General features: G+C 73.1%; 19 protein-coding genes. 18 read left to right on the top strand and 1 reads right to left on the bottom strand.

The features are described from left to right. The first annotated feature begins 348 nt into the window (after positions 1 to 348). From RVR_RS14755 to RVR_RS14675, 17 genes are all read left to right on the top strand, one after another. On the top strand, positions 349 to 1,419 hold the full coding sequence (locus RVR_RS14755) for a type III polyketide synthase (RefSeq protein ID WP_202234295.1): 1,071 nt from the start codon (positions 349 to 351) through the stop codon (positions 1,417 to 1,419). A gap of 31 nt (positions 1,420 to 1,450) precedes the next feature. Further along, entirely contained in the window at positions 1,451 to 2,017 is a 567-nt protein-coding gene (locus RVR_RS14750) for a cupin domain-containing protein (RefSeq protein WP_202234294.1), read from the top strand. A gap of 5 nt (positions 2,018 to 2,022) precedes the next feature. Continuing rightward, on the top strand, positions 2,023 to 3,177 hold the full coding sequence (locus RVR_RS14745) for a DegT/DnrJ/EryC1/StrS family aminotransferase (protein ID WP_202234293.1): 1,155 nt from the start codon (positions 2,023 to 2,025) through the stop codon (positions 3,175 to 3,177). Then, the gene (locus RVR_RS14740; RefSeq protein WP_202234292.1) at positions 3,174 to 4,169 is read left to right on the top strand and encodes a class I SAM-dependent methyltransferase; all 996 of its coding nucleotides are present in this window, start codon (positions 3,174 to 3,176) and stop codon (positions 4,167 to 4,169) included. The genes RVR_RS14745 and RVR_RS14740 overlap by 4 nt, the downstream gene beginning before the upstream one ends. A gap of 312 nt (positions 4,170 to 4,481) precedes the next feature. Next, positions 4,482 to 6,068 carry an AMP-binding protein gene (locus RVR_RS14735; protein WP_202234291.1) on the top strand — a complete coding sequence of 529 codons (1,587 nt, stop codon included), beginning with the start codon at positions 4,482 to 4,484 and terminating at the stop codon, positions 6,066 to 6,068. A gap of 59 nt (positions 6,069 to 6,127) precedes the next feature. After that, entirely contained in the window at positions 6,128 to 7,201 is a 1,074-nt protein-coding gene (locus RVR_RS14730) for a methyltransferase (protein WP_237404747.1), read from the top strand. Between the two features lie 102 nt (positions 7,202 to 7,303). Next, entirely contained in the window at positions 7,304 to 8,221 is a 918-nt protein-coding gene (locus RVR_RS14725; RefSeq protein WP_202234290.1) for an aromatic prenyltransferase, read from the top strand. Positions 8,222 to 8,369: 148 nt separating this feature from the next. After that, positions 8,370 to 9,710, top strand: a complete 1,341-nt coding sequence (locus RVR_RS14720) for a cytochrome P450 (protein ID WP_202234289.1) — start codon at positions 8,370 to 8,372, stop codon at positions 9,708 to 9,710. A gap of 118 nt (positions 9,711 to 9,828) precedes the next feature. Further along, positions 9,829 to 10,830 carry a mevalonate kinase gene (mvk, locus tag RVR_RS14715; RefSeq protein WP_202234288.1) on the top strand — a complete coding sequence of 334 codons (1,002 nt, stop codon included), beginning with the start codon at positions 9,829 to 9,831 and terminating at the stop codon, positions 10,828 to 10,830. Continuing rightward, the gene (gene mvaD, locus RVR_RS14710; protein WP_202234287.1) at positions 10,820 to 11,875 is read left to right on the top strand and encodes a diphosphomevalonate decarboxylase; all 1,056 of its coding nucleotides are present in this window, start codon (positions 10,820 to 10,822) and stop codon (positions 11,873 to 11,875) included. The genes mvk and mvaD overlap by 11 nt, the downstream gene beginning before the upstream one ends. Continuing rightward, a complete protein-coding gene (locus tag RVR_RS14705) occupies positions 11,872 to 12,987 on the top strand; it encodes a phosphomevalonate kinase (RefSeq protein WP_202234286.1) in 1,116 nt (371 codons plus the stop codon). Before mvaD ends, RVR_RS14705 begins: the two co-directional genes overlap by 4 nt. Beyond that, positions 12,984 to 14,075, top strand: a complete 1,092-nt coding sequence (fni, locus tag RVR_RS14700) for a type 2 isopentenyl-diphosphate Delta-isomerase (protein WP_202234285.1) — start codon at positions 12,984 to 12,986, stop codon at positions 14,073 to 14,075. Before RVR_RS14705 ends, fni begins: the two co-directional genes overlap by 4 nt. Beyond that, on the top strand, positions 14,072 to 15,130 hold the full coding sequence (locus RVR_RS14695) for a hydroxymethylglutaryl-CoA reductase (RefSeq protein WP_202234284.1): 1,059 nt from the start codon (positions 14,072 to 14,074) through the stop codon (positions 15,128 to 15,130). Before fni ends, RVR_RS14695 begins: the two co-directional genes overlap by 4 nt. A 5-nt stretch (positions 15,131 to 15,135) precedes the next feature. Continuing rightward, complete coding sequence (locus RVR_RS14690) at positions 15,136 to 16,311, top strand: hydroxymethylglutaryl-CoA synthase (RefSeq protein WP_202234283.1); 1,176 nt, start codon at positions 15,136 to 15,138, stop codon at positions 16,309 to 16,311. Positions 16,312 to 16,442: 131 nt separating this feature from the next. Beyond that, a complete protein-coding gene (locus RVR_RS14685; protein WP_202234282.1) occupies positions 16,443 to 17,417 on the top strand; it encodes a 3-oxoacyl-ACP synthase III family protein in 975 nt (324 codons plus the stop codon). Positions 17,418 to 17,569: 152 nt separating this feature from the next. Continuing rightward, the gene (locus tag RVR_RS14680; protein ID WP_202234281.1) at positions 17,570 to 19,630 is read left to right on the top strand and encodes an FAD/NAD(P)-binding protein; all 2,061 of its coding nucleotides are present in this window, start codon (positions 17,570 to 17,572) and stop codon (positions 19,628 to 19,630) included. Further along, entirely contained in the window at positions 19,620 to 21,065 is a 1,446-nt protein-coding gene (locus tag RVR_RS14675) for a nitrosuccinate lyase (protein ID WP_202234280.1), read from the top strand. The genes RVR_RS14680 and RVR_RS14675 overlap by 11 nt, the downstream gene beginning before the upstream one ends. A gap of 229 nt (positions 21,066 to 21,294) precedes the next feature. Here RVR_RS14675 and RVR_RS14670 read toward each other — a convergent pair whose 3' ends face one another. After that, positions 21,295 to 21,924 carry a hypothetical protein gene (locus tag RVR_RS14670; protein ID WP_237404746.1) on the bottom strand — a complete coding sequence of 210 codons (630 nt, stop codon included), beginning with the start codon at positions 21,922 to 21,924 and terminating at the stop codon, positions 21,295 to 21,297. Between the two features lie 426 nt (positions 21,925 to 22,350). Here RVR_RS14670 and RVR_RS14665 point away from each other — a divergent pair, with 426 nt between their 5' ends. Beyond that, positions 22,351 to 23,418 carry a polyprenyl synthetase family protein gene (locus tag RVR_RS14665; RefSeq protein WP_237404745.1) on the top strand — a complete coding sequence of 356 codons (1,068 nt, stop codon included), beginning with the start codon at positions 22,351 to 22,353 and terminating at the stop codon, positions 23,416 to 23,418. Positions 23,419 to 23,738: the final 320 nt, after the last annotated feature.

Below are 23,738 nucleotides of genomic sequence, written 5' to 3'. Positions count from 1 at the left end.
AACTCCCGGCGATCCACAGCAGCCGACTGCTCCCGCCGAGCAGCTCACGTCCCTTCCCGTTCAGGACAGGCGCCAATCGCCGTCGGCGGACTCCGTCCGACCGGCCGCCCCAGCGAACATCTCCCGTGCCCCGGCCCCGCGGCCCGCCGCCGTCCCTCTCCCCCTCGCGGGGGGCAGGACGGCGGCGGGCCGCGCCCCGTTTCCGCCCGGCCGCCGAGCCGGCGGGCCTGCCGGCCGCCGTGAAGAACGCGTCAACGACCCCACCGAGGACGGCGGGTGAAGGATCCGCCGTCTGCGCGACGCCCCACTGCCCTTGCTGTCGAGACTCTGAGGAAGTGGACCCCGGATATGCCGAGGCTATGCAAGCCGGCGATGCGTGCGCCCGAACACGTCATCACGCTGGAAGAGACTCTGGAGTTCGCCGCGAGGGCCCACGCGGGCAAGCCGCAACTCCCCCTGGCACTGCGCCTGATCCGCAACACCGGCGTCAGGAAGCGCCACATCGTCCAGCCCATCGAGAAGACGCTCCACCACCCGGGCTTCCAGGAGCGCAACCGCGTCTACGAGGTCGAGTCCAAGAAGCTCACCCCCGGCGTCATCGAACAGGCCCTGGCCAACGCCGACCTGAAGGCCCGTGACATCGACGCGATCATCTACGTGTCGTGCACCGGCTTCCTGATGCCGTCGCTGACGGCCTGGCTGATCAACACCATGGGCTTCCGCTCCGACACCCGGCAGATCCCCATCTCCCAACTGGGGTGCGCGGCCGGCGGAGCGGCGATCAACCGCGCCCACGACTTCTGCGTGGCCCACCCCGGCAGCCACGTCCTGATCGTCTCCTGCGAGCTGTGCTCGCTCTGCTACCAGCCCGACGCCGACGACATCGGCTCGCTGCTCTCGGACGGCCTGTTCGGCGACGCGGTCGCCGCCGCCGTCGTGCGCGGCGAGGGGGGCGTCGGCATCGACCTGGAGCGCAACGCCTCCTACCTGATCCCGGGTACCGAGGACTGGATCTCCTACGCGGTCAAGGACACCGGCTTCCACTTCCAGCTCGACCGCCGCGTGCCCGGCACGATGGAGCCGCTCGCCCCGGTGCTGCGCGAGCTGGCGAAGGACCACAGCTGGGACGTCGGCAAGCTCGACTTCTACCTCGTCCACGCCGGCGGTCCGCGCATCCTCGACGACCTGGCGAAGTTCCTCGAAGTGGACCGCAACGTGTTCCGCCACAGCTGGTCGACCCTGCACGAGTACGGGAACATCGCCAGCGCCGTCGTGCTCGAAGCCGCCCGCAGGATGTTCGAGGAGGCCCCCCCGGCGCCCGGCGCGACCGGTCTGATCGCGGGCTTCGGTCCCGGCATCACCGCCGAGATGGCCCTCGGCAGTTGGGCGACCGACAGCGTCCCGGAGACGTTCGCCTAGACCACACGCGCCAACAACGGAAGCGGAGTCCATGTCCGACCTCATCAAACCGGCCGGTGCCGGGAGAAAGCTGGTCACCCCGGCGCAGGCGGTGACCTTCAAGGCCACGCAGGAGATGGGATCGTCCGTCTCCGTCTTCGAGGTGGTCGTCCCGCCCGGATTCGACGTCGGGGCGCACGTCCACAGCCAGTCCGAGGAGTTCTTCTACGTCCTGGAGGGGGAACTGGACGTGCTCTGCTTCGAGCCGACCGAGCGCACCTCGGACACCTGGCACCACTGGCAGTCCCCCAAGGGCGACCGGGTCGTCCGCGCCGGCGAGGGAAGCTGCATGTTCGTCCCCCCCGGCACGCCGCACGCCTTCCGCAACGCCACGGACAAGCCGGTGAAGATGCTCTTCCAGAACTACCCCTCACCCGACCACGAGACGTACTTCGAGGAGATCGCCGAGATCTGGTCACGCGGCACCGCGGTGGACCCCGCGGCCGTGGAGGCGATGCGCCGGCGCTACGACGTCGCCCAGATCACGCCGCTGCGCTTCGAGCCGCCGACGAAGGCGGCGCCCGCGGCGGCGCCCGACGCGAAGCGGAACGGGAGGTGACCGCGGTGGAACCGATCCCCCTGGTCCGCGCGAGTCTCGGTGAGCGGGAACTGGCGGCCGTGGCCGAGGTGTTCGCCTCCGGCTGGCCGGCCGGCCAGGGCCCCCGGGGCAAGGCGCTGGAGGCCCGGCTGGCGGAGAGGTACGGAGTCGGCGACGCCGTCGCGGTCAGCAACTGCGGCGCCGCGCTCCACCTGGCCGTGCTCGCCCTCGGCGTCAAGCCGGGCGACGAGGTGATCGTCGCCGACTACGGGTTCCCGGCGCCCGCCCAGGCCGTGCGGTACCTCGACGCCGTCCCGGTCTTCGCCGACGTACGGCCCGACACCTACACCATCGACCCGCAGTCGGTGGCCGACCTGGTCACGCCCCGCACCGTCGGCGTGATCGCGGTGGACACGGTCGGCCTGCCCGCCGACTACACCGAACTCCAGGAGATCGCCGACCGCCACGGCCTGTTCCTCGTCGAGGACGCCGCCTGCGCCGTCGGCGCGACCTACCAGGGCCGCCCGGCCGGTTCGCTCGCCCAGGTGGGCTGCCTCTCCTTCCACGGCCGCAAGGGCGCCTCCAGCGGTGAGGGCGGCGCGCTGCTCGCCCGCGACCCGGCGATCGGCAAGGACGCGCGGCTGCGCTCCTCCTTCGGCATCGGCAGCATCTTCGACATGGGGAACGTCGTCGGCCTGCCGATCCCGACGTTCACCGGGATCGGCTACAACTTCAAGCTCTCCGACATCGCCGCGGCGATCCTGGAGGTGCAACTGGGCCGGATCGACGAACTCACCGAGCGCCGCAGCGCCACCGCGGCCCGGTACGCCGAACTGCTCGCCGACGAGGAGTTGCTGACGCTGCCCCAGGTGCCTCAGGACCGCACCCACGCCTGGCAGACCTACATGGTGACGCTGGACCCGCGCGTGGACCGCGCCGCCGTCGCCACCGAGCTGCGCGGCCAGGGGATCGGCTGCGGGCACGGCACCTTCGCCGCGCACGTGCAGCCGGTGTTCGAGGCCCAGCAGAAGTGCCCGGTCTCGGCTGACCTGTTCCAGCGCCAGCTCGCGATTCCCATGCACGCGGAACTCAGGCCGGAGCAGGTCGAACGCGTCGTGGACGCCCTGCGCGGCGCGGTGCGGACCCACGCGTCCACCAGCACGACGGGAGGCGCCGCATGACCGACCACCAGCCGACCCCGGACGGGGTACTGCGGCTCATCAACGGCTACTGGGCCACCGGTGTCGTGGGCGCCGCGGCCGCCCACTCGCTCTTCACGCACCTGGAGGACGGAGCGGGCACGGCCGCCGAACTGGCCGACCGTGCCGGCATCGCGCTGCGGGGCGCGCAGACCCTCCTGGACGGCCTCGTCAGCGTGGGCCTGGTCGAGCTCCACGAGGGCCGCTACCGCAACACCCCCGAGGCGTCCGTCTACCTGGTCGACGGCAAGCCCACCTGCCTGAGCGGCTTCGCCCAACTGAAGCTGAAGCACATGGGCGGCCTGGCCGGCCTGCCGGACGTGGTCCGGGCCGGGGGGCCGGTGCAGAACGCGACGACCGAGGTGGCCGACAACCCGCACTGGGAGGAGATCGTCCCGGCCATCGCGGCGCAGTCGGTCACGGCCGCCGGCGCCGCCGCCGAGGTGCTCGGCCTCGCCGGGGCGGGCCCGGTCTCCATCCTCGACGTGGGGGGCGGTTCGGGCGTCTACTCCGGGATCTGGCTGGAGGCCAACCCGGCCGCACACTCCACCCAGCTCGACTGGGAGCCGATCAACGCGATCGCCCGCCGGCTCCAGGAGGAGCGGGGTGTGGGCGACCGGTTCACCACCGTCAACGGCGACTTCCACACCACCGACTTCGGCACCGCGCGGTACGACATCGCGCTGTACTCCCACATCGCCCACCAGGAGGGGGCGGAGGACAACATCGCGGTCTTCTCCCGCCTCCGCGAAGCGCTCAAGCCCGGCGGTGCGCTGGTGGTCTGCGACTACGTCGTCGACGACGACCGCGGCGGTCCGGCCCTGCCGCTGATCTTCGCCTCGGAGATGCTCCTGAAGAGCAAGCGGGGCGGTACCTGGCGGCGGTCCGACTACCACGAGTGGCTGGTCAAGGCGGGCTTCACGAGTGTCACGTTCCACTCCGCGCCGCCGGCCACGCTGGTCATCGCCCGCTAGGTCGTACGTGGGTGGTCCGGCAACGCAGGGAGGTGCGGTGCCGGGCGCCGTGAGCCCGGCAGGACCCGCCGGGCAGGCCATGGACAACGGGTCCCGCGACGCCGCTTCGACGGCGCCTCGGGACCGTTCCGGGCCGCCCCCCTCCCGGTGACCGGGCCGCCGTCGCGAGCCCTAAGCACCCAGCACCCGCGCGCGCCTGCGCCTGCGCCCGCACCCGCATCCGCCCGCGCGCCCGCATCCGCCCGCGCCCGCACCCGCACCCGCGACGGCTTCCCCGCCCATCGATCACCGCACCGCAAAGGAGACAGTCCGATGAAGGGCTCTGTGGCCTACCGATCGATACAGGAGCGCGGTCTCCACATCGGCCTGCTGCCCGCCATGGCCGCGGCCGTCAACAAGACGACGCCGATCACGCTCGACCACGACCTCGACGTCCTCCCCGAGGTGGGCCGGCACCTGACGGTCTCGGGGCTCGCCGAGGTGGTCGACGACCTGGCGGCCCGCCTGTGGGCCGCCGGCGTCCGGCCCGACGAGCACGTGGTGCTCCACAAGAAGGCGAACGCCGACGTGTGGATGCTGGCCTGCGCGCTGTCCCGGATCGGCGCGGTGCCGGTGCTGCTCTCGCCGGGCCTGGACGCCACGACCGTCGGGGCCCTGCTGGAGCGGGTCGACCGGCCGAGCCTGCTCACCGACGACCACAAGCTGGACGTGCTGGCCGAACTCCCCCTGCCGGAGCTGACCCGGCGGGTGATCACCGTGTCCGGTGAGCGGCCGGGGACCGTGTCGCTGGGCGCGCTCGCCGGCGCGCCGCGGGTCCAGCCGGTGGAGCGGCCCATCGACGAGGCAGCCGTGATCACCCACACCTCCGGCACCACCGGGGTGCCCAAGCTGGTCGTGCACACGCCCCGTACCCAGGGCCTGCGGCTCAAGCCGCAGTGGCGGCTGCTGTCCCTCATGCGCAAGCGCGAGCGGGTGGCGATCCACATCCCCTTCGTGCACTCCCGGAACGTCGCGGCGATGGCCCTGGCCCTCCTGAAGGAGATGCCGGTGCTGCTCATGAACGAGTCGGACCCCGACACGGTCGCCGAGCTGTTCCTCGCGAACCGGCCCGGGCTGATCGAGGCGCTGCCCAACTCGCTGATGGCGTGGGAGGGCCTAGCCGACGACCCGCGGCGGCCCTTCGCGTCGGTGAAGTACTTCAGCAGCACCTTCGACGCGATCCACCCGGGGACGATGAGCAAGCTGCTCAGGTCCTCCGAGCGTCGGGGCGCACTGTTCTTCCAGATCTACGGGCAGAGCGAGGTCGGACCCGCCGTCGGCCGGGCTTACTTCCGCCGCTCCGCCCACAAGGCCAACGGGCGCTGCGTCGGCTGGCAGATGCCCGTCGGCTCGGCGAAGGTCCGCGTGGTCAGCCGGGACGGGAAGCGGCCGACGGCCGCGAACCCCGGTCGCATCCAGGTCGCCTGGCCGGCCCTGGCCAAGACGTACTTCGGCGAGCAGGAGCGCTACGACAGCAACCGCAGCGGCGACTGGTGGGGCACCGGGGACGTCGGCTACTTCACCCGGTTCGGCTGCCTGCACATGCTCGACCGGGAGGTCGACATGATCCACGGTGTCCGCAGCTCCCTGGAGATCGAGGACCTGGTCCTCGGCAAACTGCACGAGTTGAGCGAGCTGGTCGTGGTCCAGGGCCCCGACTCCCAGGCCGTTCCGGTGCTCTGCACCCACGGCGACCGGCCGCTGGACCGGGACCGCTGGCGGGAGGCCGTCGCCGACTTCCCCCAACTGGCCGACCCGGTCCAGATCCCGGAGGCCGAGCTGCCGCGCACCGCCACCCTCAAGGTCCAGCGCCTCGCGCTGGCCGACCGGCTCAAGGACGACCTCAAGGGCCGGGAGTGACCCCTCACCAGCAGGCCGCCGCCACGGCGGTGGAAACCCCTACCGAAAGAGACGAGTCCATGACGTCGGAAGCCACGCTCGCCCGATTCCGCGAGTACATGGTGGGCCCCTCCCGGTTCATGACCCTGCTGTCCTGCTTCGAGCTCGGCCTCGTCGACACGATCCGGGAGCGCCCGGGTCTGACCGCGGACGAGCTGGGGACGGCGGTCGGCGCCAAGGCGGACGCCGTCGAGCAACTGCTCCTCCTGCTGGTCAAGGAGGGCTTCGTCGCCTGCGACGAGGAGTCCGGCGGCTACACCCTGGACGCCCTCGCCGAGGTCGCGGCGGCCGATCTGAAGCGCGCCCTCGCCTACATGAACATGATCAAGGTGGTGGCGCTCCGCCAGCTCTTCCACCTGACCGAGAGCGCCCGGACCGGCACGCTCGTCGGCCTGCGGGAGATGTACGGGGTGACCGAGGGCACCCTCTACGGGGCCGTGGCCGAGCACCGCGACCTGCGCGAGGCGTGGGCGAACCTGATGAACACGGTCACCGCCAACATCGACCCCTGGTTCTTCGGGAACATCGACGTCCCGGCCGGCGCCCGGGTGCTCGACCTGGCGGGCAACACCGGCCTCGGAGCGGTCCACACCGCCACGTACAAGGCGTCCCCCGGCCTGCGGGTCACCACCTTCGACCTGCCGGAGAAGGAGCAGGAGGCCCTGGCGAACTTCAAGGCCCACGGTGTCGCGGAGCAGTGCTCCTTCATCGGCGGCGACGTCTTCGACGGCGTGCCCAAGGGCTTCGACATCGTCCTGATCAAGCACTTCCTGGACATGTTCGACAAGGACGACGTGGTCAGGATCCTCAGCGGCGTCAACGCCGCCCTGGAGGTCGGCGGCCAGGTCAACATCATGGTGCCGGTGTACCCGGAGGACATCACGGACACCGACAACTACAACGTCGACTTCTTCCCGGCCTTCTTCATCGGCTGCACGATGGGCCAGGGCGGTCCGCAGAAGCTGTCGGTCTACCAGAGCTGGCTGGAGGAGTGCGGGTTCAAGGTGACGAAGGCGATCACCAAGGACGCGTCGGAGGTGCCGCCGGACGTCATCCCGGTCCAGGCGATCCTGTCCGCGACCAAGGTGGCGTGACCCGGCGCGGTGCCCGGCGGCGCCGCGCGCGGCCATCGCCGCGCGCGCCCGGGCACCACACCAGCAATGCCCACAGGAACCCGAACCCTTTGGAGACAAACGATGCCGGATGCAGCCGATGTCGACGTGGCGAGTGTCTACTCAGCCATCGAGAAGTCAGCCGGCCTGCTGGACGTGACCGCCTCGCGTGACGTCGTCTGGCCCGTCCTCACCGCCTTCGAGGACGCTCTTCCCCAGGCCGTGATCGCCTTCAGGGTGGCCACCAACGCGCGGCACGAGGGGGACTTCGACACCCGCTTCACCCTTCCCAAGGACATCGACCCCTACTCCGTGGCCCTGGCGAACGGTCTGATCGAGAAGACGGACCACCCCGTCGGCGACCTGCTCGCCGACCTCCAGCGGCTGTGCCCCATCGACAGCTACGGCGTCGACCTCGGGGTCGTCTCCGGGTTCAAGAAGATCTGGGTGTACTTCCCGGCCGGGGAGCACGAGACGCTGGACCGGCTCACCGGCCTGGCGTCGATGCCGCGCAGCCTGGCCGGGAACACCGCCTTCTTCACCCGCTACGGCCTGGCGGAGAAGGTCGACGTCATCGGCATCGACTACCGCAGCCGCACCATGAACGTGTACTTCGCGGCACCCGCCCAGTGCTTCGAGCGGGACACCGTCCTGGCGATGCACCAGGACATCGGGCTGCCGAGCCCCAGCGAGCAGATGTTCGCCTTCTGCGAGCGGTCGTTCGGCCTCTACACCACCCTGAACTGGGACACCATGGAGATCGAGCGGATCTCCTACGGCGTGAAGACGGACGATCCGATGGCGTTCTTCGCCCGGCTGGGCACCAAGGTCGAGCACTTCGTGAAGAACGTCACCTACGGGGTCGACGACGTCAAGATGGTCTACGCCGCCGTGACGTCCGGCGGCGAGGAGTACTACAAGCTCCAGTCGTACTACCGCTGGCACTCCGTCAGCCGGCTGAACGCCGCCTACATCGCGGCTCGCGACAAGGAAACCGCGTAACGCGGAACCGCTCACGCGCTCCCGGGAGATCCCGCCCCTGCGGGATCTCCCTTCTTTGTGCTGCTCGCGCGGCGGGCCGCCACGGCCGGATCCGGTCACGGAGCGCACGCGGAACGACGTACGAGAGGTGGGTGCAATGACGGGTCGGATGGACTCGGCAACCCTGGACCAGGGCGAACCGGGGGGCCGCGTCGAACACGACGAGCGCGAGGAACGCGGTGGGCACGGCAGTCCCGCGTTCCGGTTCAGCCAGATGGAGAGCCTCCTGCGGGGGCACACGCTGCGCCACCTGACGGTGGACGGCATCGAGGCGGTTTTCGTGCGGGACCCGGTCCTGGTCCGCGACATCCTGGTGGGCGAGAGCCGGAACTACGGCAAGGGCGAGCTCTTCCGGAAGGCCAGGAACCTCAGCCGGGTGGGGATGCTCTCGGAGGACGAGTCCATGCACCGGCACTACCGGCGCCTGGCGAACCCCTACGTCCGGTCGGCGAGGATCGACGAGTACGTTCCCGCGATGCGGGACATCGTCAGCGACACCATCTCCTCGTGGCGGGCCGGGGAACCGGTGGACGTCCAGGCCGAGATGTGCCGGATCACCTGCGCGATCGTCACCGGGACGCTCATCGTCGGGCTGCCGCAGGCGACGATCAAGGCACTGAGCGAGCGGCTCTCCCGCCTGGCCTGGGAGATGATCCGCAAGCCGCTCTACGGCAAGGCGGCGGCCCGCGCGGCGCGTCCGGGCGCGTCCGCCCGGCTGTCCCGGGCACGCAGGGAGTTCCGGGAACTCCTCTCGGAGTGCATCGCCGGTCTCCTGGACTCCCCCACGTCGACGGCCGGCTACCTCTCGGCGCTCCTGGCGGACTCCGACAGCGAGGGCAACCGCGTCCTGACGCCGGAGCAGGTGTGCGAGGAGGCGGTCATGATGCTGACCGCGGCCACCGTCACCACGGCCTCCGTCATGTCCTGGGCCCTGCACGTGCTCTCCACCGACGACTCGGCCGAGGAACAACTCCTGAAGGACCTGGTGCACCGGCGCACCGCGGGCGCCGGCCTGGAACACGGCGCCTCCGGCTACACCCTCCGGTTCCTCGCGGAGATCCTCCGGCTCTACCCGCCGGTGTGGATCTCGTGCCGGAAGGCCCTGGTGGACGTCCGGCTCGGCAGCCACCGGCTCCCGGCGGGCACGAACCTGGTCTTCAGCTCGTACCTGCTGCACCGCGACCCCGGACGCTACCCCGATCCGCACCGGTTCGACCCCGACCGGTGGCTCTCCCTGCGTCCCAGCAGCTCCGACGCCTCCTACATCCCCTTCGGCGTCGGATCGAAGGGGTGCATCGGCGAGCCGTTCGCCTGGGAGCAGTTGGAGGTCATCCTCGACGTGGTGACGCAGAAGTGGAAGCTGCGCCCCGATCCCGGCCACCGGGTCCGCACCGCGCCGGAGACCACGCTCCACCCCCGCCGCCTCCTCATGACGCCCGAGCCGCGGTGACCGGCGGGAGGTGCGCGGCGGACGGCCGCCCGTGAGCGACGCCGGCGGCCTCCCGCACCGCCCTCCCGCACCGCCGCACCACGCGAACCCACCCGAACGACACAGGGAGTTGAGCGCTTTGACGCTGCCGACCTCGGTCGAGGGGGTGCCGGAGGACCGCCGGGGCGTTTCCGTCGGCATCGGCCGCGCCCACGCCAAGGCCATCCTGCTCGGAGAGCACGCCGTCGTGTACGGGGCTCCCGCGCTCGCCCTCCCCGTTCCGCAACTGACGGTCACGGCGTGGGCCCGCCGGTCCGGCCGCGGGGCACCGGGCGGCGTGTCCTTCACGTCGGCCGGCTCCCCGTCGCGCCCGATGGTCGCGCAGGCGTCCGAGGGCCTGCGCCGGCTGGTCGCCGGGTTCACGGCGCTCACCGGCGCCGACGGCGGCCCGCACCTCGACGTGGCCGTCGACGCCACGATCCCGCCCGGCCGCGGGCTCGGCTCCAGCGCGGCCTGCGCACGCGCGGTCGTCCGCGCACTCGCCGACCTCCACCGTCTCGACCTCACGGAGGACGAGACGTTCGACCTGGTGCAGACGGCCGAGAACGTGGCCCACGGCCGCTCCAGCGGAGTGGACGCGCGGACCGTCGGCGCGTCCGCCCCGCTGCTGTTCCGCGGGGGCGAGGTCCAGGAGCTGAGCATCGGCTGCGACGGCCTGTTCGTCATCGCGGACAGCGGGGCCATGGGCCGCACCAAGGACGCGGTCGCGCTGCTGCGGGACGGGTTCGCACGGGAGGACGGAGCGCGGGAGCGGTTCGTGCGCCGCGCGTCCCGACTGACCGAGGAGGCCCGGCAGGCGCTCGCGGGCGGCCGGCCGGAGGAGCTCGGCTCGCGGCTGACGCACTACCACGACCTGCTGCGAGGAGCCGGGCTCAGCACCGGGGCCGTCGACGCGCTCGTCGACGCCGCGCTCGCCGCGGGCGGCCTCGGTGCCAAGATCACCGGCGGCGGCCTGGGCGGCTGCGCCATCGTCCTGACCCGTCCGGACCGCGCCCCCGAGGTCGTCCGGGGGCTCCACGCGGCAGGCGCCGCGCAGACCTGGACCGTGCCGCTGGGAGGGCCTGCCGAAGATGCGCTCTGAACACCCGGCCACCCTGGCCGCCGCGCCGGAGCAGGGTGCCACCGAGGAGGCCACCGCCGTCGCGCACCCGAACATCGCGCTCATCAAGTACTGGGGCAAGCGCGACGAGGACCTGGTCCTGCCCCGCGTCGACAGCCTGTCGATGACCCTGGACGTCTTCCCCACGACCACCCGCGTCCGCCTCCGGGCCGACGCCGCGCACGACCAGGTCACCCTGAACGGCGCCCCCGCCCGGGGCGAGGCACTGCGCCGGGTCGTCGCCTTCCTCGACCTGGTCCGGGAGCGGGCCGGGCGGGCGCACCGGGCCGTCGTGGACAGCGAGAACACCGTCCCGACCGGAGCGGGCCTCGCCTCGTCCGCCAGCGGTTTCGCCGCCCTCGCGGTCGCCGCCGCGGCCGCGTACGGGCTCGACCTCGACGCCACCGCCCTGTCGCGGCTGGCCCGGCGCGGCTCCGGGTCGGCCTCCCGGTCGGTCTTCGGCGGCTTCGCGGTGTGGCACGCGGGCCCGGCCCGCGGCACCGCGCAGGAGGCCGACCTCGCCTCCCACGCCGAACCGGTGCCCACGGGGGACCTCGACCCGGCACTGGTCGTCGCCGTGCTCGACGCGGGCCCCAAGGAGGTCTCCAGCAGGACCGCCATGCGGCGGACCGTGGACACCTCGCCGCTGTACGAGTCGTGGGCCGCGTCCAGCGGGGCGGACCTGGCCGAGATGCGGGCCGCACTGCTCGCCGGCGACATCGAGACGGTCGGGGAGGTCGCCGAGCGCAACGCGCTGGGCATGCACGCGACGATGCTCGCGGCCCGGCCGGCGGTGCGCTACATGACGCCGGCCACCCTCGCCGTCCTCGACCGGGTGCTCCGGATCCGACGCGACGGCGTCCCGGCCTACGCCACCATGGACGCCGGACCCAACGTCAAGGTCCTGTGCCGCCGCGCCGACGCCGGCCAGGTCGCCGCGGCGCTGTGGGAGGCGGCCGCGGACGGCACCGTGCTCGTCGCCGGGCCGGGGCCGGGAGCCCGCCTGCTGGGCGGGGACGGTCGATGACCGGTCAGCGGACCGCCGTGCGCCGCGCGCCGGGCAAGCTGTTCGTGGTGGGGGAGTACGCGGTCGTCGAGCCCGGCAACCCCGCGGTCCTCGTCGCGGTCGACCGCTACGTCACCGTCACCCTGACCGGCCCGGCCGGGCACGGCGTCGAGATCTCCTCCGACCTCGGCCCGCGCGGCGCCCGCCTCCGGTGGAGCCGCGGCCGGCTCCGGCCGTACGGCACCGGCGACGGGGCGGACGCGGGCGCCGGGCTCGCCCACGTGACGGGCGCGATCGAGACGGTGGCCCGGCTGCTGGCCGAACGCGGGTGTCCCGCGCCGTCGTTCGGCGTGTCGATCGAGAGCGACCTGCACGACCACGGCACCAAGTACGGTCTGGGCTCCAGCGCCGCGGTGACCGTGGCGACCGTCGCCGCCACGGCCGCGTACTGCGGCCTCGCCCTGTCCGCCGAGGAGCGGTTCCGGCTGGCGCTGCTCGCCACCGCCGGGATCGACCCCAAGGGCTCCGGCGGCGACCTCGCCGCCGGCACCTGGGGCGGCTGGATCGCCTACCGCGCGCCCGACCGGGACGCCGTCCTGGCCCTGGCCCGCGAGCGCGGGATCGAGGAGGCGCTCCGCGCGCCCTGGCCCGGGTTCGGGGTACGCCGTCTGCCCGCCCCCGAGGGCCTCGCGCTGGAGGTCGGGTGGACCGGGACACCGGCCTCCACCACGGCCCTGGTGGCGGACCTGCACCGGCGGCAGTGGCGCGGCACCGACGCCCACCGGCGGTTCGTCCGCACCACCGCCGACTGCGCCCGGGCGGCGGCCGCCGCGCTGGAGCGGCGTTGCGGACGAGAGCTCAAGGAGCAGGTCCGGCGGGCCCGGCAGGAGCTGGCCCGGCTGGACGACGAGGTCGCCCTGGGGATCTTCACCCCCCGGCTGACGGCGCTGTGCGAGGCCGCCGAAGCCGTCGGAGGCGCGGCCAAGCCCTCCGGGGCGGGCGGCGGCGACTGCGGCATCGCGCTCCTGGACGCCGCAGCCCCACACGACATCGCCCGATTGCGCGAGCGGTGGGCCCGCGCCGGGGTGCGGCCCCTCCGCATCCGTGCCGCCGCGGAAGGGAACGAGGAATGATCGCCGATCGCAAGGACGACCACGTCCGGCTCGCCGTCGAGCAACAGCAGCAGCACCACGGGCGCAACCAGTTCGACGACGTGTCGTTCGTCCACCACGCCCTGGCCGGCATCGACCGGGAGGACGTCTGCCTGGCCACCGGCTTCGCCGGCATCTCCTGGCGGGTGCCGCTCTACATCAACGCGATGACCGGCGGCAGCCAGCGGACCGGCGCCATCAACCGGGACCTGGGCATCGCCGCGCGCGAGACCGGCGTGCCGATCGCCTCCGGCTCGATGAGCGCCTACTTCAAGGATCCGGACTGCGCCGGCACCTTCAGCGTGCTGCGCGAACAGAACCCGGACGGGTTCGTCCTGGCCAACGTCAACGCGACGGCCTCCGTCGACAGGGCGCGGCGGGCCGTCGACCTGCTCCGGGCCGACGCCCTCCAGATCCACGTCAACACCGTGCAGGAGACGGTGATGCCCGAAGGCGACCGGTCGTTCGCCTCCTGGGCGCCGCAGATCGGGAAGATCGCGGCCGGCGTCGACGTCCCCGTGATCGTCAAGGAGGTCGGCTTCGGCCTGAGCCGCGAGACCGTCCACCTGCTGGAGGACCTGGGCGTGCGGGTCGCCGACCTCGGCGGCCGGGGCGGCACCGACTTCGCCCGCATCGAGAACGGCCGGCGCGAACTCGCCGACTACGCCTACCTCACCGGCTGGGGGCAGTCCACGGCCGCGTGCCTGCTGGACGCGCAGGGCGCCCCGATCCCGGTCCTCGCCTCCGGCGGCGTGCGCAACCCGCTCGACGTGGCCCGCGCGCTGGCGCTCGGCGCGTCCGGTGTCGGCGTGTCCGGCACCTTCCTGCGCACGCTGCTCGACGGCGGCGTGGGGGCGCTGATCGACCGGATCACGACCTGGCTCGACCAACTCGCCGCACTCCTGACCCTGCTCGGCGCGCGCACCCCCGCCGACCTGACGCACCGCGACCTGGTGATCCACGGCGGGCTGCGCGAGTTCTGCGCGGACCGGGGGATCGACACCCGGGCGTTCGCCGGCCGTTCCGGCGGCCGGGACGGCGCCCACGAGACGACGGGAGACAGACGATGACCGACGAGGCGATCGCCGGGGTTCCGATGCGCTGGGTGGGCCCCGTGCGCATCTCGGGGAACGTGGCCGCCACCGAGACCCGGGTCCCGCTCGCCACCTACGAGTCGCCGCTGTGGCCCTCCGTGGGGCGGGGGGCGAAGGTCTCCATGCTCTCCGAGCGGGGCATCGTCGCCACCCTCGTCGACGAGCGGATGACCCGGTCGGTGCTGGTGGAGGCGGCGGACGCGCAGACCGCGCTGACGGCCGCGCGGACCATCGACGCGCACCTCGACGAGCTGCGCACAGTGGTGCGCGGTTGCAGCCGGTTCGCCGAGCTGATCGGCGTGCGCCACGAGATCAACGCCAACCTGCTCTTCATCCGCTTCGAGTTCAGCACCGGCGACGCGTCGGGCCACAACATGGCCACGCTCGCCTCCGACGCGCTGCTCGGGCACCTGCTGGAGACGATCCCGGGCATCTCCTACGGGTCGATCTCCGGGAACTACTGCACGGACAAGAAGGCGACCGCGATCAACGGCATCCTCGGCCGCGGCAAGAACGTGGTCACCGAGCTGCTCGTGCCGCGCGACGTGGTCGACGGCGTCCTGCACACCACGGCCGCCGCGGTCGTGGAGCTGAACATCCGCAAGAACATGCTCGGGACCCTGCTCGCCGGCGGCATCCGCTCGGCGAACGCCCACTTCGCGAACATGCTGCTCGGCTTCTACCTGGCCACCGGCCAGGACGCGGCCAACATCGTCGAGGGCTCGCAGGGCGTCGTCATGGCCGAGGACCGGGACGGCGACCTCTACTTCGCCTGCACCCTGCCCAACCTGATCGTGGGCACCGTCGGCAACGGCAAGGGGCTCGACTTCGTGGAGTCCAACCTGGCCCGGCTCGGCTGCCGGGACGAGCGGGGCCCCGGGGACAACGCCCGCCGGCTCGCCGTCATCGCGGCGGCGACGGTGCTGTGCGGTGAACTCTCCCTCCTCGCGGCCCAGACGAACCCGGGCGAACTCATGCGCGCACACGTCCGGCTGGAACGCGACAACCCGACAGCAAAGGCTGGTGTCTAGGGAAAATGGCCAACGATTCCGCCATAGGCATTCACGACCTGTCGTTAGCGACGACCGAGTTCGTCCTGCCGCACACGGTCCTCGCCGAGTACAACGGCACCGACGTCGGCAAGTACCACGTGGGCATCGGCCAGCGGTCGATGAGCGTGCCGGCCGCCGACGAGGACATCGTGACCATGGGCGCGGCCGCGGCGGCGCCCATCATCGCCCGGCACGGCGGCGACGGCATCCGGACGATCATCTTCGCCACGGAGTCCTCGATCGACCAGGCGAAGTCGGCCGGCATCTACGTCCACTCCCTGCTCGGACTGCCCGCGGCCACCCGGGTCGTGGAACTCAAGCAGGCGTGCTACGCGGCGACGGCGGCCCTGCAGTTCGCCATCGGCCTGGTACGCCGCGACCCGGCGCAGCGCGTCCTCGTGATCGCCTCCGACGTCTCCCGGTACGACGTGGACAGCCCCGGTGAGGCCACCCAGGGCGCGGCCGCCGTGGCCATGCTGGTCGGCACCGATCCGGCGCTGGTGCGCGTCGAGGACCCGTCGGGCGTGTTCACCGCCGACGTCATGGACTTCTGGCGGCCGAACTACCGGGAGACGGCCCTGGTCGACGGGCAGGAGTCCATCGGCGCCTACCTGCTGGCGGTGGAGGGAAGCTGGAAGGACTACACGGAGCAGGGCGGCCGGTCCCTGGAGGAGTTCGCCGCGTTCTGCTACCACCAGCCGTTCACGAAGATGGCCTACAAGGCCCACCGCCAGCTCCTGAACTACTGCGGGCACGACATCGACGAGGAGCGGATCACCCGGCACCTCGGGCTGACCACGGCCTACAACAACGTCATCGGCAACAGCTACACGGCCTCGGTGTACCTGGCCCTCGCCGCGCTGCTCGACCAGGCGGACGACCTGACCGGCCGGGCGGTCGGCTTCCTCAGCTACGGCTCGGGCAGCGTCGCCGAGTTCTTCGCCGGCACCGTCGCCCCCGGATACCGGGAGCACCTGCGCACCGCGGCGAACCGCGAGGCGATCGACCGGCGCAAGGAGGTCGGCCACGCCCGCTACCGCGAACTGCACGGGCACTCCTTCCCGCCCGACGGCGGGGACCACCTCGTCCCGGCCGAGACCACCGGCCCCTTCCGGCTGGCGGCCCTGCGCGGTCACAAGCGCGTCTACGAGGCACGTTAGCCAGGGCCTGTCCGGCCACCCGTCCGCGGCCGGGGCCCCGCGTGCGCGGGGCCGTACGCCCGCCGGGACGGCCGCGGCCTCGCGGCCGATCGCACCACCCAACCACGACCACGCGAGGGGAAGGCGGGCCCATGACCGGCATCGGGATCCTCGGTACGGGCGCACATGTGCCGGACCGGGTCGTCTCCAACGACGAGGCCGCGGCCGAGGCGGGCGTCGACGACGCCTGGGTCGTCCGCAAGACCGCGATCCGGGAGCGCCGCTGGGCCGCCCCCGGGCAGGCGACCTCGGACCTGGCCGCGGCCGCCGGGCGGGCGGCCCTGCGGTCGGCCGGGATCACCGCCGCCGACCTGTCGGTGATCATCGTCGCCACCTCCACGCCCGACCGCCCCCAACCGCCCACCGCCGCCTACGTGCAGCACCTGCTCGGGGCCGTCGACGCGGCCGCGTTCGACGTCAACGCCGTGTGCTCCGGCGAGGTGTTCGCGCTCGCCGCGGCCGAGGGCGTGCTCCGCCGGCGGGGCGGGTGCGCGCTGGTCATCGGTGCCGACGTGTACTCGCGCATCCTGAACCCGGCCGACCGCAGGACGGTCGTCCTGTTCGGCGACGGCGCCGGTGCGATGGTCCTGGGCCTCAAGGGGGGAGCGCGGGTCCGCGACATCTCCGCGCACACCTTCGGCGAGCTCTCGAGCCTGATCGAGGTGCCCGCCGGGGGCAGCCGGCAGCCCGTCGACCGGGCCGCCCTGGACGCCGGCCTCCAGTTCTTCACCATGGACGGCCGGGCGGTGCGCGCCTTCGTCGAGGACCGCCTGCCCCTGCTGACCAAGCAGTTCCTGCACGAGAGCGGTGTCGGTCCCGGCGACGTCGCCCACTTCGTGCCGCACCAGGCCAACGGCGTCATGCTCGACGCCGTCTTCGCCGAACTCGCCCTGCCCAGGGCGACCATGCACCTCACGCTGACGCGCTACGGCAACACGGGAGCCGCCTCCATCCCGATCACCCTGGCCGAAGCCGCTCGCTCGGGCGCCTTCCGACCCGGCGACCTGATCCTGCTGGCCGGTTTCGGCGGCGGCATGGCGGTCGGATTCGCACTGGTCGAGTGGTGAGGCCGGCACCTGCGCGGCCGGTGGCGGCCGCCGGACCGGCGGACCGGACGCCGCGAGCCCCCCGACCGGCCCCCGCGGTCACCGCACTCGTCAGCAGCCCGGCGCCACCGCGGCCTCGCGCTGGGTTCCAGCCATCGGCAGAAACAGGAACCATGACAACGAGACACTGCACCGTGGGCCTGATAGGCGGCGGCCCGCGCGGGCTCTCGGTGGTCGAACGGCTCTGCGCCAACGCCCGCTCGCAGCCCGAGGGCAGCACTGTCCACGTCCATCTGGTCGACCCCTACCCGCCCGGCTCCGGCAAGGTGTGGCGCACCGACCAGTCCCGTCACCTGCTCATGAACACCGTGGCCGGACAGATCTCGGTCTTCACCGACGCCTCCGTGGACCTGCGCGGCCCGCTGGAACCGGGGCCGAGCCTGTACGAGTGGGCCGTGGAGGTCGTCGCGGGCCGGCTCGGGGACGGCGTCCCCGCCCACGTCCTCGACGAGGCCCGCGCGCTGACCCCGGACACCTACCCGACCCGCGCCTTCTACGGCCGGTACCTGCGATGGGCCTACCGGCGCACCGTGGAGGGCGCGCCCGCGGGAGTGACCGTCAGCACCCACGCCTCCCTCGCGGTGGCGCTCGACGACGACCCGGACGCCGGGGACGGCGGGCTCCAGCGGGTGACGCTCGCCGACGGGACCGTGCTCGCGGGCCTGCACGCCGTGATCCTGTGCCAGGGACACCTGCCCGCCACCGCCGGCACCGCCGAGCGGCGCTTCGCCGCCCGGGCCCGGACGGCGGGGCTCCTGCACGTCCCGCCGTCCAACCCGGCGGACGTCGACCTGGACGTGCTCCCCCCGGGTACCGAGGTGCTGCTGCGCGGCCTCGGGCTGAACTTCTTCGACTACATGGCCGAACTCACCGTCGGCCGCGGGGGATCCTTCGCCCGGGCCGCCGCCGGCCGGCTGGTGTACCGCCCCAGCGGGCGCGAACCGGTCCTGCACGCCGGGTCCCGGCGCGGCGTCCCCTACCAGGCCCGGGGCGACAACGAGAAGGGCCCGCACGGCCGGCACGAGCCGCTGCTGCTCACCGCCGACCGCGTCGCGGAACTGCGCGCCGCCCACCGGGACTCGGGACTGGACTTCAGGAAGGACCTGTGGCCGCTGATCTCCCGCGAGGTCGAGACGGTCTACTACCGGACGCTGTTCGCCTCACGCGGGCACACGCTCACGGCGGAGCGCTTCCAGGACGAGTTCCTGGCGGCGGGGCCGGGGGAGCGGGACAAGGACGCCGTCCTGGCGGCGTACGGCGTGGGCGAGAAGTACCGCTGGGACTGGGACCTGATCGCCCGCCCCTACCGGGACCGGGAGTTCGCCGGCCCGGAGGACTTCACCGGCTGGCTCCTGGACCACCTGCGCAAGGACGTCTCGGACGCCAGGCGCGGCAACGTCAGCGGCCCGCTGAAGGCCGCGCTCGACGTGCTGCGGGACCTGCGCAACGAGGTCCGCCTCGCGGTCGACCACGGGGGCCTGCACGGCGACTCCCACCGCGCCGACCTGGACGACTGGTACACCCCGCTCAACGCGTTCCTGTCGATCGGGCCGCCCGGGCAGCGGGTCGAGGAGATGACCGCCCTCATCGAGGCCGGCGTGCTGAAGGTGGTCGGACCGGGCCTGCGGGTGGCCGTCGACGGCGACCGGTACCACGCCGACTCCCCGCTCGTGCCCGGTTCGGCGATCCGGGTGGACGCGCTCGTCGAGGCGCGCCTGCCCGACATCTCGCTGAGCCGGACGGAGGATCCGCTGCTGCGCCGGCTGCTGGCGACCGGGCAGTGCGCCGCCTTCCGCATCCGCAGGCGCTCCGGCCGCGCCTACGAGAGCGACGGACTGGCCGTCACCGGGCGGCCGTTCCACCTGGTCGACGCGGCCGGCCGGGCCCATCCGCGCCGCTTCGCCTTCGGCGTGCCCACCGAGTCGGTGCACTGGGTGACGGCCGCGGGCATCAGGCCGGGCGTCAACTCGGTGACGTTGGTGGAGTCCGACGCCATCGCCCGCGCGGTCCTCGCCTGTGCGGGAGCGGCCGGACCGGTCGCCGCGGCCGCCTCGGCGCCGGCCGCCGGCGCCGAGGCGGGCGGCGGGCAGACCGGGGGCGGGCGGACCGCCGGCGCACAGCCCGGGAGCGGACAGCAGGCCCACACAGGACAAGGACTGGACTATGTTCACTGACACCGGACCCGGCGCGGACCTCGGGACCGACGGGGCGCCGCCGGCGGCGGACCCCGGTCTGCTGTCCCCGGTCTGGGCGGCGACACCCGTCCTGGCCGCGGTGTCCGACGGGGCCTGGCTCCAGGCCATGCTGGACGCCGAGGCGGCGCTCAGCCGGGCGCAGGCCCGGCTCGGCACGGTGCCGTCGTCCGCCGCCCGGGCCATCACCCGGGCCGCGCGCGCCGAACACCTCGACCTGGCCGCCCTGGCACGGCAGTCGCGGGAGTCCGCCAACCCCGTGGTGGCGCTGGTGCGGGAGTTCACCGCGGTGGTGGCCGACCGGGACCCGGCGGCGGCGGCGTACGTGCACCGGGGCTCGACCAGCCAGGACATCCTCGACACCGCGACCGTCCTGGTCGTCGGCCGGGCCCTGCGGCTGATCCGCGCGGACCTCGCCCGCGTGGCGGAGGCGCTGGCCGTACTCGCCCGGGAGCACCGCGACACCCTGGTCGCGGGCCGGACGCTGGGCCTGCACGCGGTGCCCACCACCTTCGGCCTCAAAGCGGCGGGCTGGCGCCATCTCGTCCTGGACGCGGTGGACAAGCTCGACGCGCTGAGCGCCGGCGGGCTCCCGGTCCAACTCGGCGGCGCCGCCGGCACCCTGGCCGGGTACCTCGCGTACGCGCCGGGGGCCGACCCGGCCGCCTACGTCGAGGAGCTGACCGACGCGTTCGCGGCCGAACTGGGGCTGTCCGCCCCCCTCCTGCCATGGCACGTGCTGCGCACCCCCGTGGTGGACACGGCCACCGCCGCGGCCTTCCTGTGCGGAGCCCTCGGCAAGATCGCCGTCGACGTGCTGGCGCTGACCCGGACCGAGGTGGGCGAGGTGTACGAGCCGTCGCCCGGCGGCCGGGGCGCGTCGTCGGCGATGCCGCACAAGCGCAACCCCGTGCTGGCGACGGCCGTCAGGTCCGCCGCGCTCCAGGCGCCGCAACTCGCCGCGACGGTGCTCGGCTGCCTGCCGAGCGAGGACGAGCGGTCCGCCGGCGCCTGGCACGCCGAATGGGAGCCGCTGCGCGCGCTGCTGCGGCTGGCCGGGGGCGCCGCGCACCAGACGGTGGAACTCGTCTGCCACCTGTCGGTCGACCCGTCACGGATGCGGGCCAACACGCGCCTGACGGCGGGCCTGATCGTCTCCGAGCGGATCGCCGCGGTGCTCGCCCCGGCCCTCGGCAAGGCGCTGGCCCGCGATCTGCTGAACGAGGCGTCCGCCCGCTCGGCGCGCACCGGCGAGCCGCTGGCCGACGTCCTGCGGCAGGACAGCCGGGCCTCGGCGGCGCTCGCCGAGGCCCGGTCGGCCGACCTGTTCGAGCCGGACGCCTACGCGGGGGCCGCGGGCCCGCTGACGGACCGCGCGCTGTCGCGTCCGCTGCCCCCGGGCGGAGGCGCGGCGTGAGCGTCCTGGCGCGGCCCGGACCCCGGCGCGAGGCCGCCGGCCCGCGCCGGCCGGGGCCCGCGCCGCATCACGATCTGCATGATCTCGTCGATGTCGAACTGGGACCGGCCCGGCGTCCCGTAGCGGGTGATCTTCCCGCGGCTCACCCACTTGCGGATCGTCGCCTCCGACACCCCCGCGGCCAGCGCGGCCGCACTCGTGGGCAGCAACCGGTGGCGTGGCGGCCTCCTCACGGGCGGGCGGCCTTCCCCTGCCGTGCCATCAGCGGTCGCAGAGTGATCCATTCGTGAATCTCCCAGGTGTGTCCCGACGAACACCGGACGCTTTTCCCGTCCGAGTTCCCGACGTGCTGAGTGGGCGTGGTGATCTTTCCCCCGCATCCGGCCACCACGCAATCCCAGGTGAGCAGGTCCGGTTCGGCGGGCTCCGGGTCGATGGTACGCAGGAGTTCTAATCGGAGGCCATCGATTTCGTCCGCGAAATCCGCCGCCTGCGGTTGTGCGGTCAGCCATCCGAGGTTGCGCATCAGGAAATATGTCAGGTGTGGGACCGAGCGTGTCAGGATTTCGCCTCCGTGTTTGTCGACGACGAGATCGGCCCACGACTCGAGAATGGCGAGGATGTTCTGCCGGGCGTCGAGGGCGGACATGCTCAACTGGTCCGTGTTCCGGCTGCCGGAGACCCGCGTCTGGTGCATCTGCCGTGATACGGGCGATATGTGGTGCAACGTCTCCTGGTAGAGGCCGGGAAGCGCGGCCAGGTTGCCCTTCAGATGCCGGAGCCGCGCGGGGCTGAGGAAGGATTCGGCCGCAATGCCGTGTCCCTGTTGCGGGGTTCCGGGACAGGTGCGTGACTGCATTCGATCGCCTTTCTGAGCTGGCTTGTCCGCCGGTCGTCGGAAATGACCGGGACCACCCGGACGGAATGGCGGTCGCAGTCGGGCCGACGGCTCGTGGGAAGAGAGAGGCCGTTAAGGGATCTGACGCGGGATCGGCGAGCAGGGGCGCGTGTCCGGTGGAGCGGGCGGGTCGCGAACATTGCGTGCCCTCGGAGTTGTCCGTTCGGATCCGACCCGGATGCACAGGAGAATTACACGGGGCATATCCCGATGTCAACGCTCTCATTTTCCGGTCGATCTTCACCGGAGAGAAACCCCCGGATTCGCCCGCGCAGGCGTCGTCACCAGGGCCGGGGCGTGCACCCGGCCGAGCCGCCGCCGCCCGGCCGGCCGGCACCGGAGCGCTCCCGCTCGAGTGCCGCTCCATCTGAACTTGAGGAGATATCCGTGACGTCCGACATGACCGCCGACATCGGCGAGGAGGCCGCCGGCCTCGCCCGCCGCACCAGCGCGGACCTGCTCCGCCGTATCGAGGACAGGCTGCGATCCCATCTCGCGGCCGAGCACGACGTGTGGGCCGGGGTGCACGAACGGGCGGCCGTCCCCGTGGACGAGCTGTCCACGCTGGTCGCGTCGGGCGGCAAGCGCCTGCGGCCGGCCTTCTGCGTCGCCGGCTACCTCGCCGCCGGCGGGGACCCCGGCGACCCCGGCATCGTGGCGGCGGGCGCGGCCCTGGAACTGCTGCACGTCTCCGCCCTCGTCCACGACGACGTCCTGGACGACTCCAGCCGGCGGCGCGGGGTGCCGACCGTCCACACGGCGCACGCGGAGCTGCACGCCGACCGCGGCTGGCAGGGGGAGTCACGCCGGTACGGCGAAGGCGTGGCCCTGCTGGTCGGCGACCTCGCGCTCGTCTACTCCGAGGAGTTGATGGCCCAGGCGCCGGCGGCGGTGGTCCCGGAGTGGAACAGGCTGCGGTCCGAAGTGATGATCGGCCAGTACCTGGACGTCCACGCGGCGGCCGAGTTCTCGGTCGACCCCAAGGGCTCGCGCCTGATCGCCAGGATCAAGTCCGGCCGCTACACCATCCACCGCCCCCTCGTGGTGGGCGCGAACGCGGCGGGCCGCGACGACCTCGCCCCCGCCTTCGAGGAGTACGGCGAGGCGGTGGGCGAGGCGTTCCAGCTCCGGGACGACCTGCTGGACGCCTTCGGCGACTCCGCCGACACCGGCAAGCCCACCGGCCTCGACTTCACCCAGCACAAGATGACGCTGCTGCTGGGGTGGGCGATGCAGCGCGACGATCACATCCACGGCCTGATCACGGAGCCGGGCCACACCTCCGAGGAGGTGCGCCGCCGCCTCCTGGACACGGGCGTCCCCGCCGACGTCGAGCGGCACATCGCCCATCTCGTCGAGCGCGGCTGCAAGGCCATCGCCGACGCGCCGCTGGAAGCGGTGTGGCGCGGGGAACTCGCGGCCATGGCCCGGCGGGTCGCCTACCGCAACGCCTGAGGCCGAGCCCGGCTCCGGTGGCGCGTGCCCCGTGGCGGGCGCCCGGTGGCGCGTACCCGGTGGGCCCGGTCGGTCCGGTCGGTCCGGTCGGTCCGGTCGGTCGGTTCGGTCGGTCGGGCGGTCCGGTGGTCCGTCCCCGGCCCGGGGCCGCCCGGCCCGGGGCCGCCCGGCGCGGACACCGCCCGGCGTCCGCGCCGGCGCGTGCCCCGGCCCACCGGAGCCGGGCGGGCGCACACCGGCACGATGGCCCCGGCTCCGCGCCGGCGGTACGGTGACCCGCGCCGGCGCCGCCGGCCGCCGCCGGTGGGGACGAAGGGACA

Source organism: Streptomyces sp. SN-593, assembly GCF_016756395.1.
In the GTDB taxonomy this organism is placed as follows: Bacteria; Actinomycetota; Actinomycetes; order Streptomycetales; family Streptomycetaceae; genus Actinacidiphila; species Actinacidiphila reveromycinica.
Note: the sequence above shows the minus strand (reverse complement) of the source record. Positions and strands in the feature narration are given on the sequence as shown.

What these genes read in the sequence shown, in the direction of transcription:
- RVR_RS14755 (WP_202234295.1), top strand. Translation starts at nt 349, where the DNA reads ATGCCGAGGCTATGCAAGCCGGCGATGCGTGCGCCCGAACACGTCATC.
- RVR_RS14750 (WP_202234294.1), top strand. Translation starts at nt 1,451, where the DNA reads ATGTCCGACCTCATCAAACCGGCCGGTGCCGGGAGAAAGCTGGTCACC.
- RVR_RS14740 (WP_202234292.1), top strand. Translation starts at nt 3,174, where the DNA reads ATGACCGACCACCAGCCGACCCCGGACGGGGTACTGCGGCTCATCAAC.
- RVR_RS14735 (WP_202234291.1), top strand. Translation starts at nt 4,482, where the DNA reads ATGAAGGGCTCTGTGGCCTACCGATCGATACAGGAGCGCGGTCTCCAC.
- RVR_RS14730 (WP_237404747.1), top strand. Translation starts at nt 6,128, where the DNA reads ATGACGTCGGAAGCCACGCTCGCCCGATTCCGCGAGTACATGGTGGGC.
- RVR_RS14725 (WP_202234290.1), top strand. Translation starts at nt 7,304, where the DNA reads ATGCCGGATGCAGCCGATGTCGACGTGGCGAGTGTCTACTCAGCCATC.
- RVR_RS14720 (WP_202234289.1), top strand. Translation starts at nt 8,370, where the DNA reads ATGGACTCGGCAACCCTGGACCAGGGCGAACCGGGGGGCCGCGTCGAA.
- mvaD (WP_202234287.1), top strand. Translation starts at nt 10,820, where the DNA reads ATGCGCTCTGAACACCCGGCCACCCTGGCCGCCGCGCCGGAGCAGGGT.
- RVR_RS14705 (WP_202234286.1), top strand. Translation starts at nt 11,872, where the DNA reads ATGACCGGTCAGCGGACCGCCGTGCGCCGCGCGCCGGGCAAGCTGTTC.
- fni (WP_202234285.1), top strand. Translation starts at nt 12,984, where the DNA reads ATGATCGCCGATCGCAAGGACGACCACGTCCGGCTCGCCGTCGAGCAA.
- RVR_RS14695 (WP_202234284.1), top strand. Translation starts at nt 14,072, where the DNA reads ATGACCGACGAGGCGATCGCCGGGGTTCCGATGCGCTGGGTGGGCCCC.
- RVR_RS14690 (WP_202234283.1), top strand. Translation starts at nt 15,136, where the DNA reads ATGGCCAACGATTCCGCCATAGGCATTCACGACCTGTCGTTAGCGACG.
- RVR_RS14685 (WP_202234282.1), top strand. Translation starts at nt 16,443, where the DNA reads ATGACCGGCATCGGGATCCTCGGTACGGGCGCACATGTGCCGGACCGG.
- RVR_RS14680 (WP_202234281.1), top strand. Translation starts at nt 17,570, where the DNA reads ATGACAACGAGACACTGCACCGTGGGCCTGATAGGCGGCGGCCCGCGC.
- RVR_RS14675 (WP_202234280.1), top strand. Translation starts at nt 19,620, where the DNA reads ATGTTCACTGACACCGGACCCGGCGCGGACCTCGGGACCGACGGGGCG.
- RVR_RS14670 (WP_237404746.1), bottom strand. Translation starts at nt 21,924, where the DNA reads ATGCAGTCACGCACCTGTCCCGGAACCCCGCAACAGGGACACGGCATT.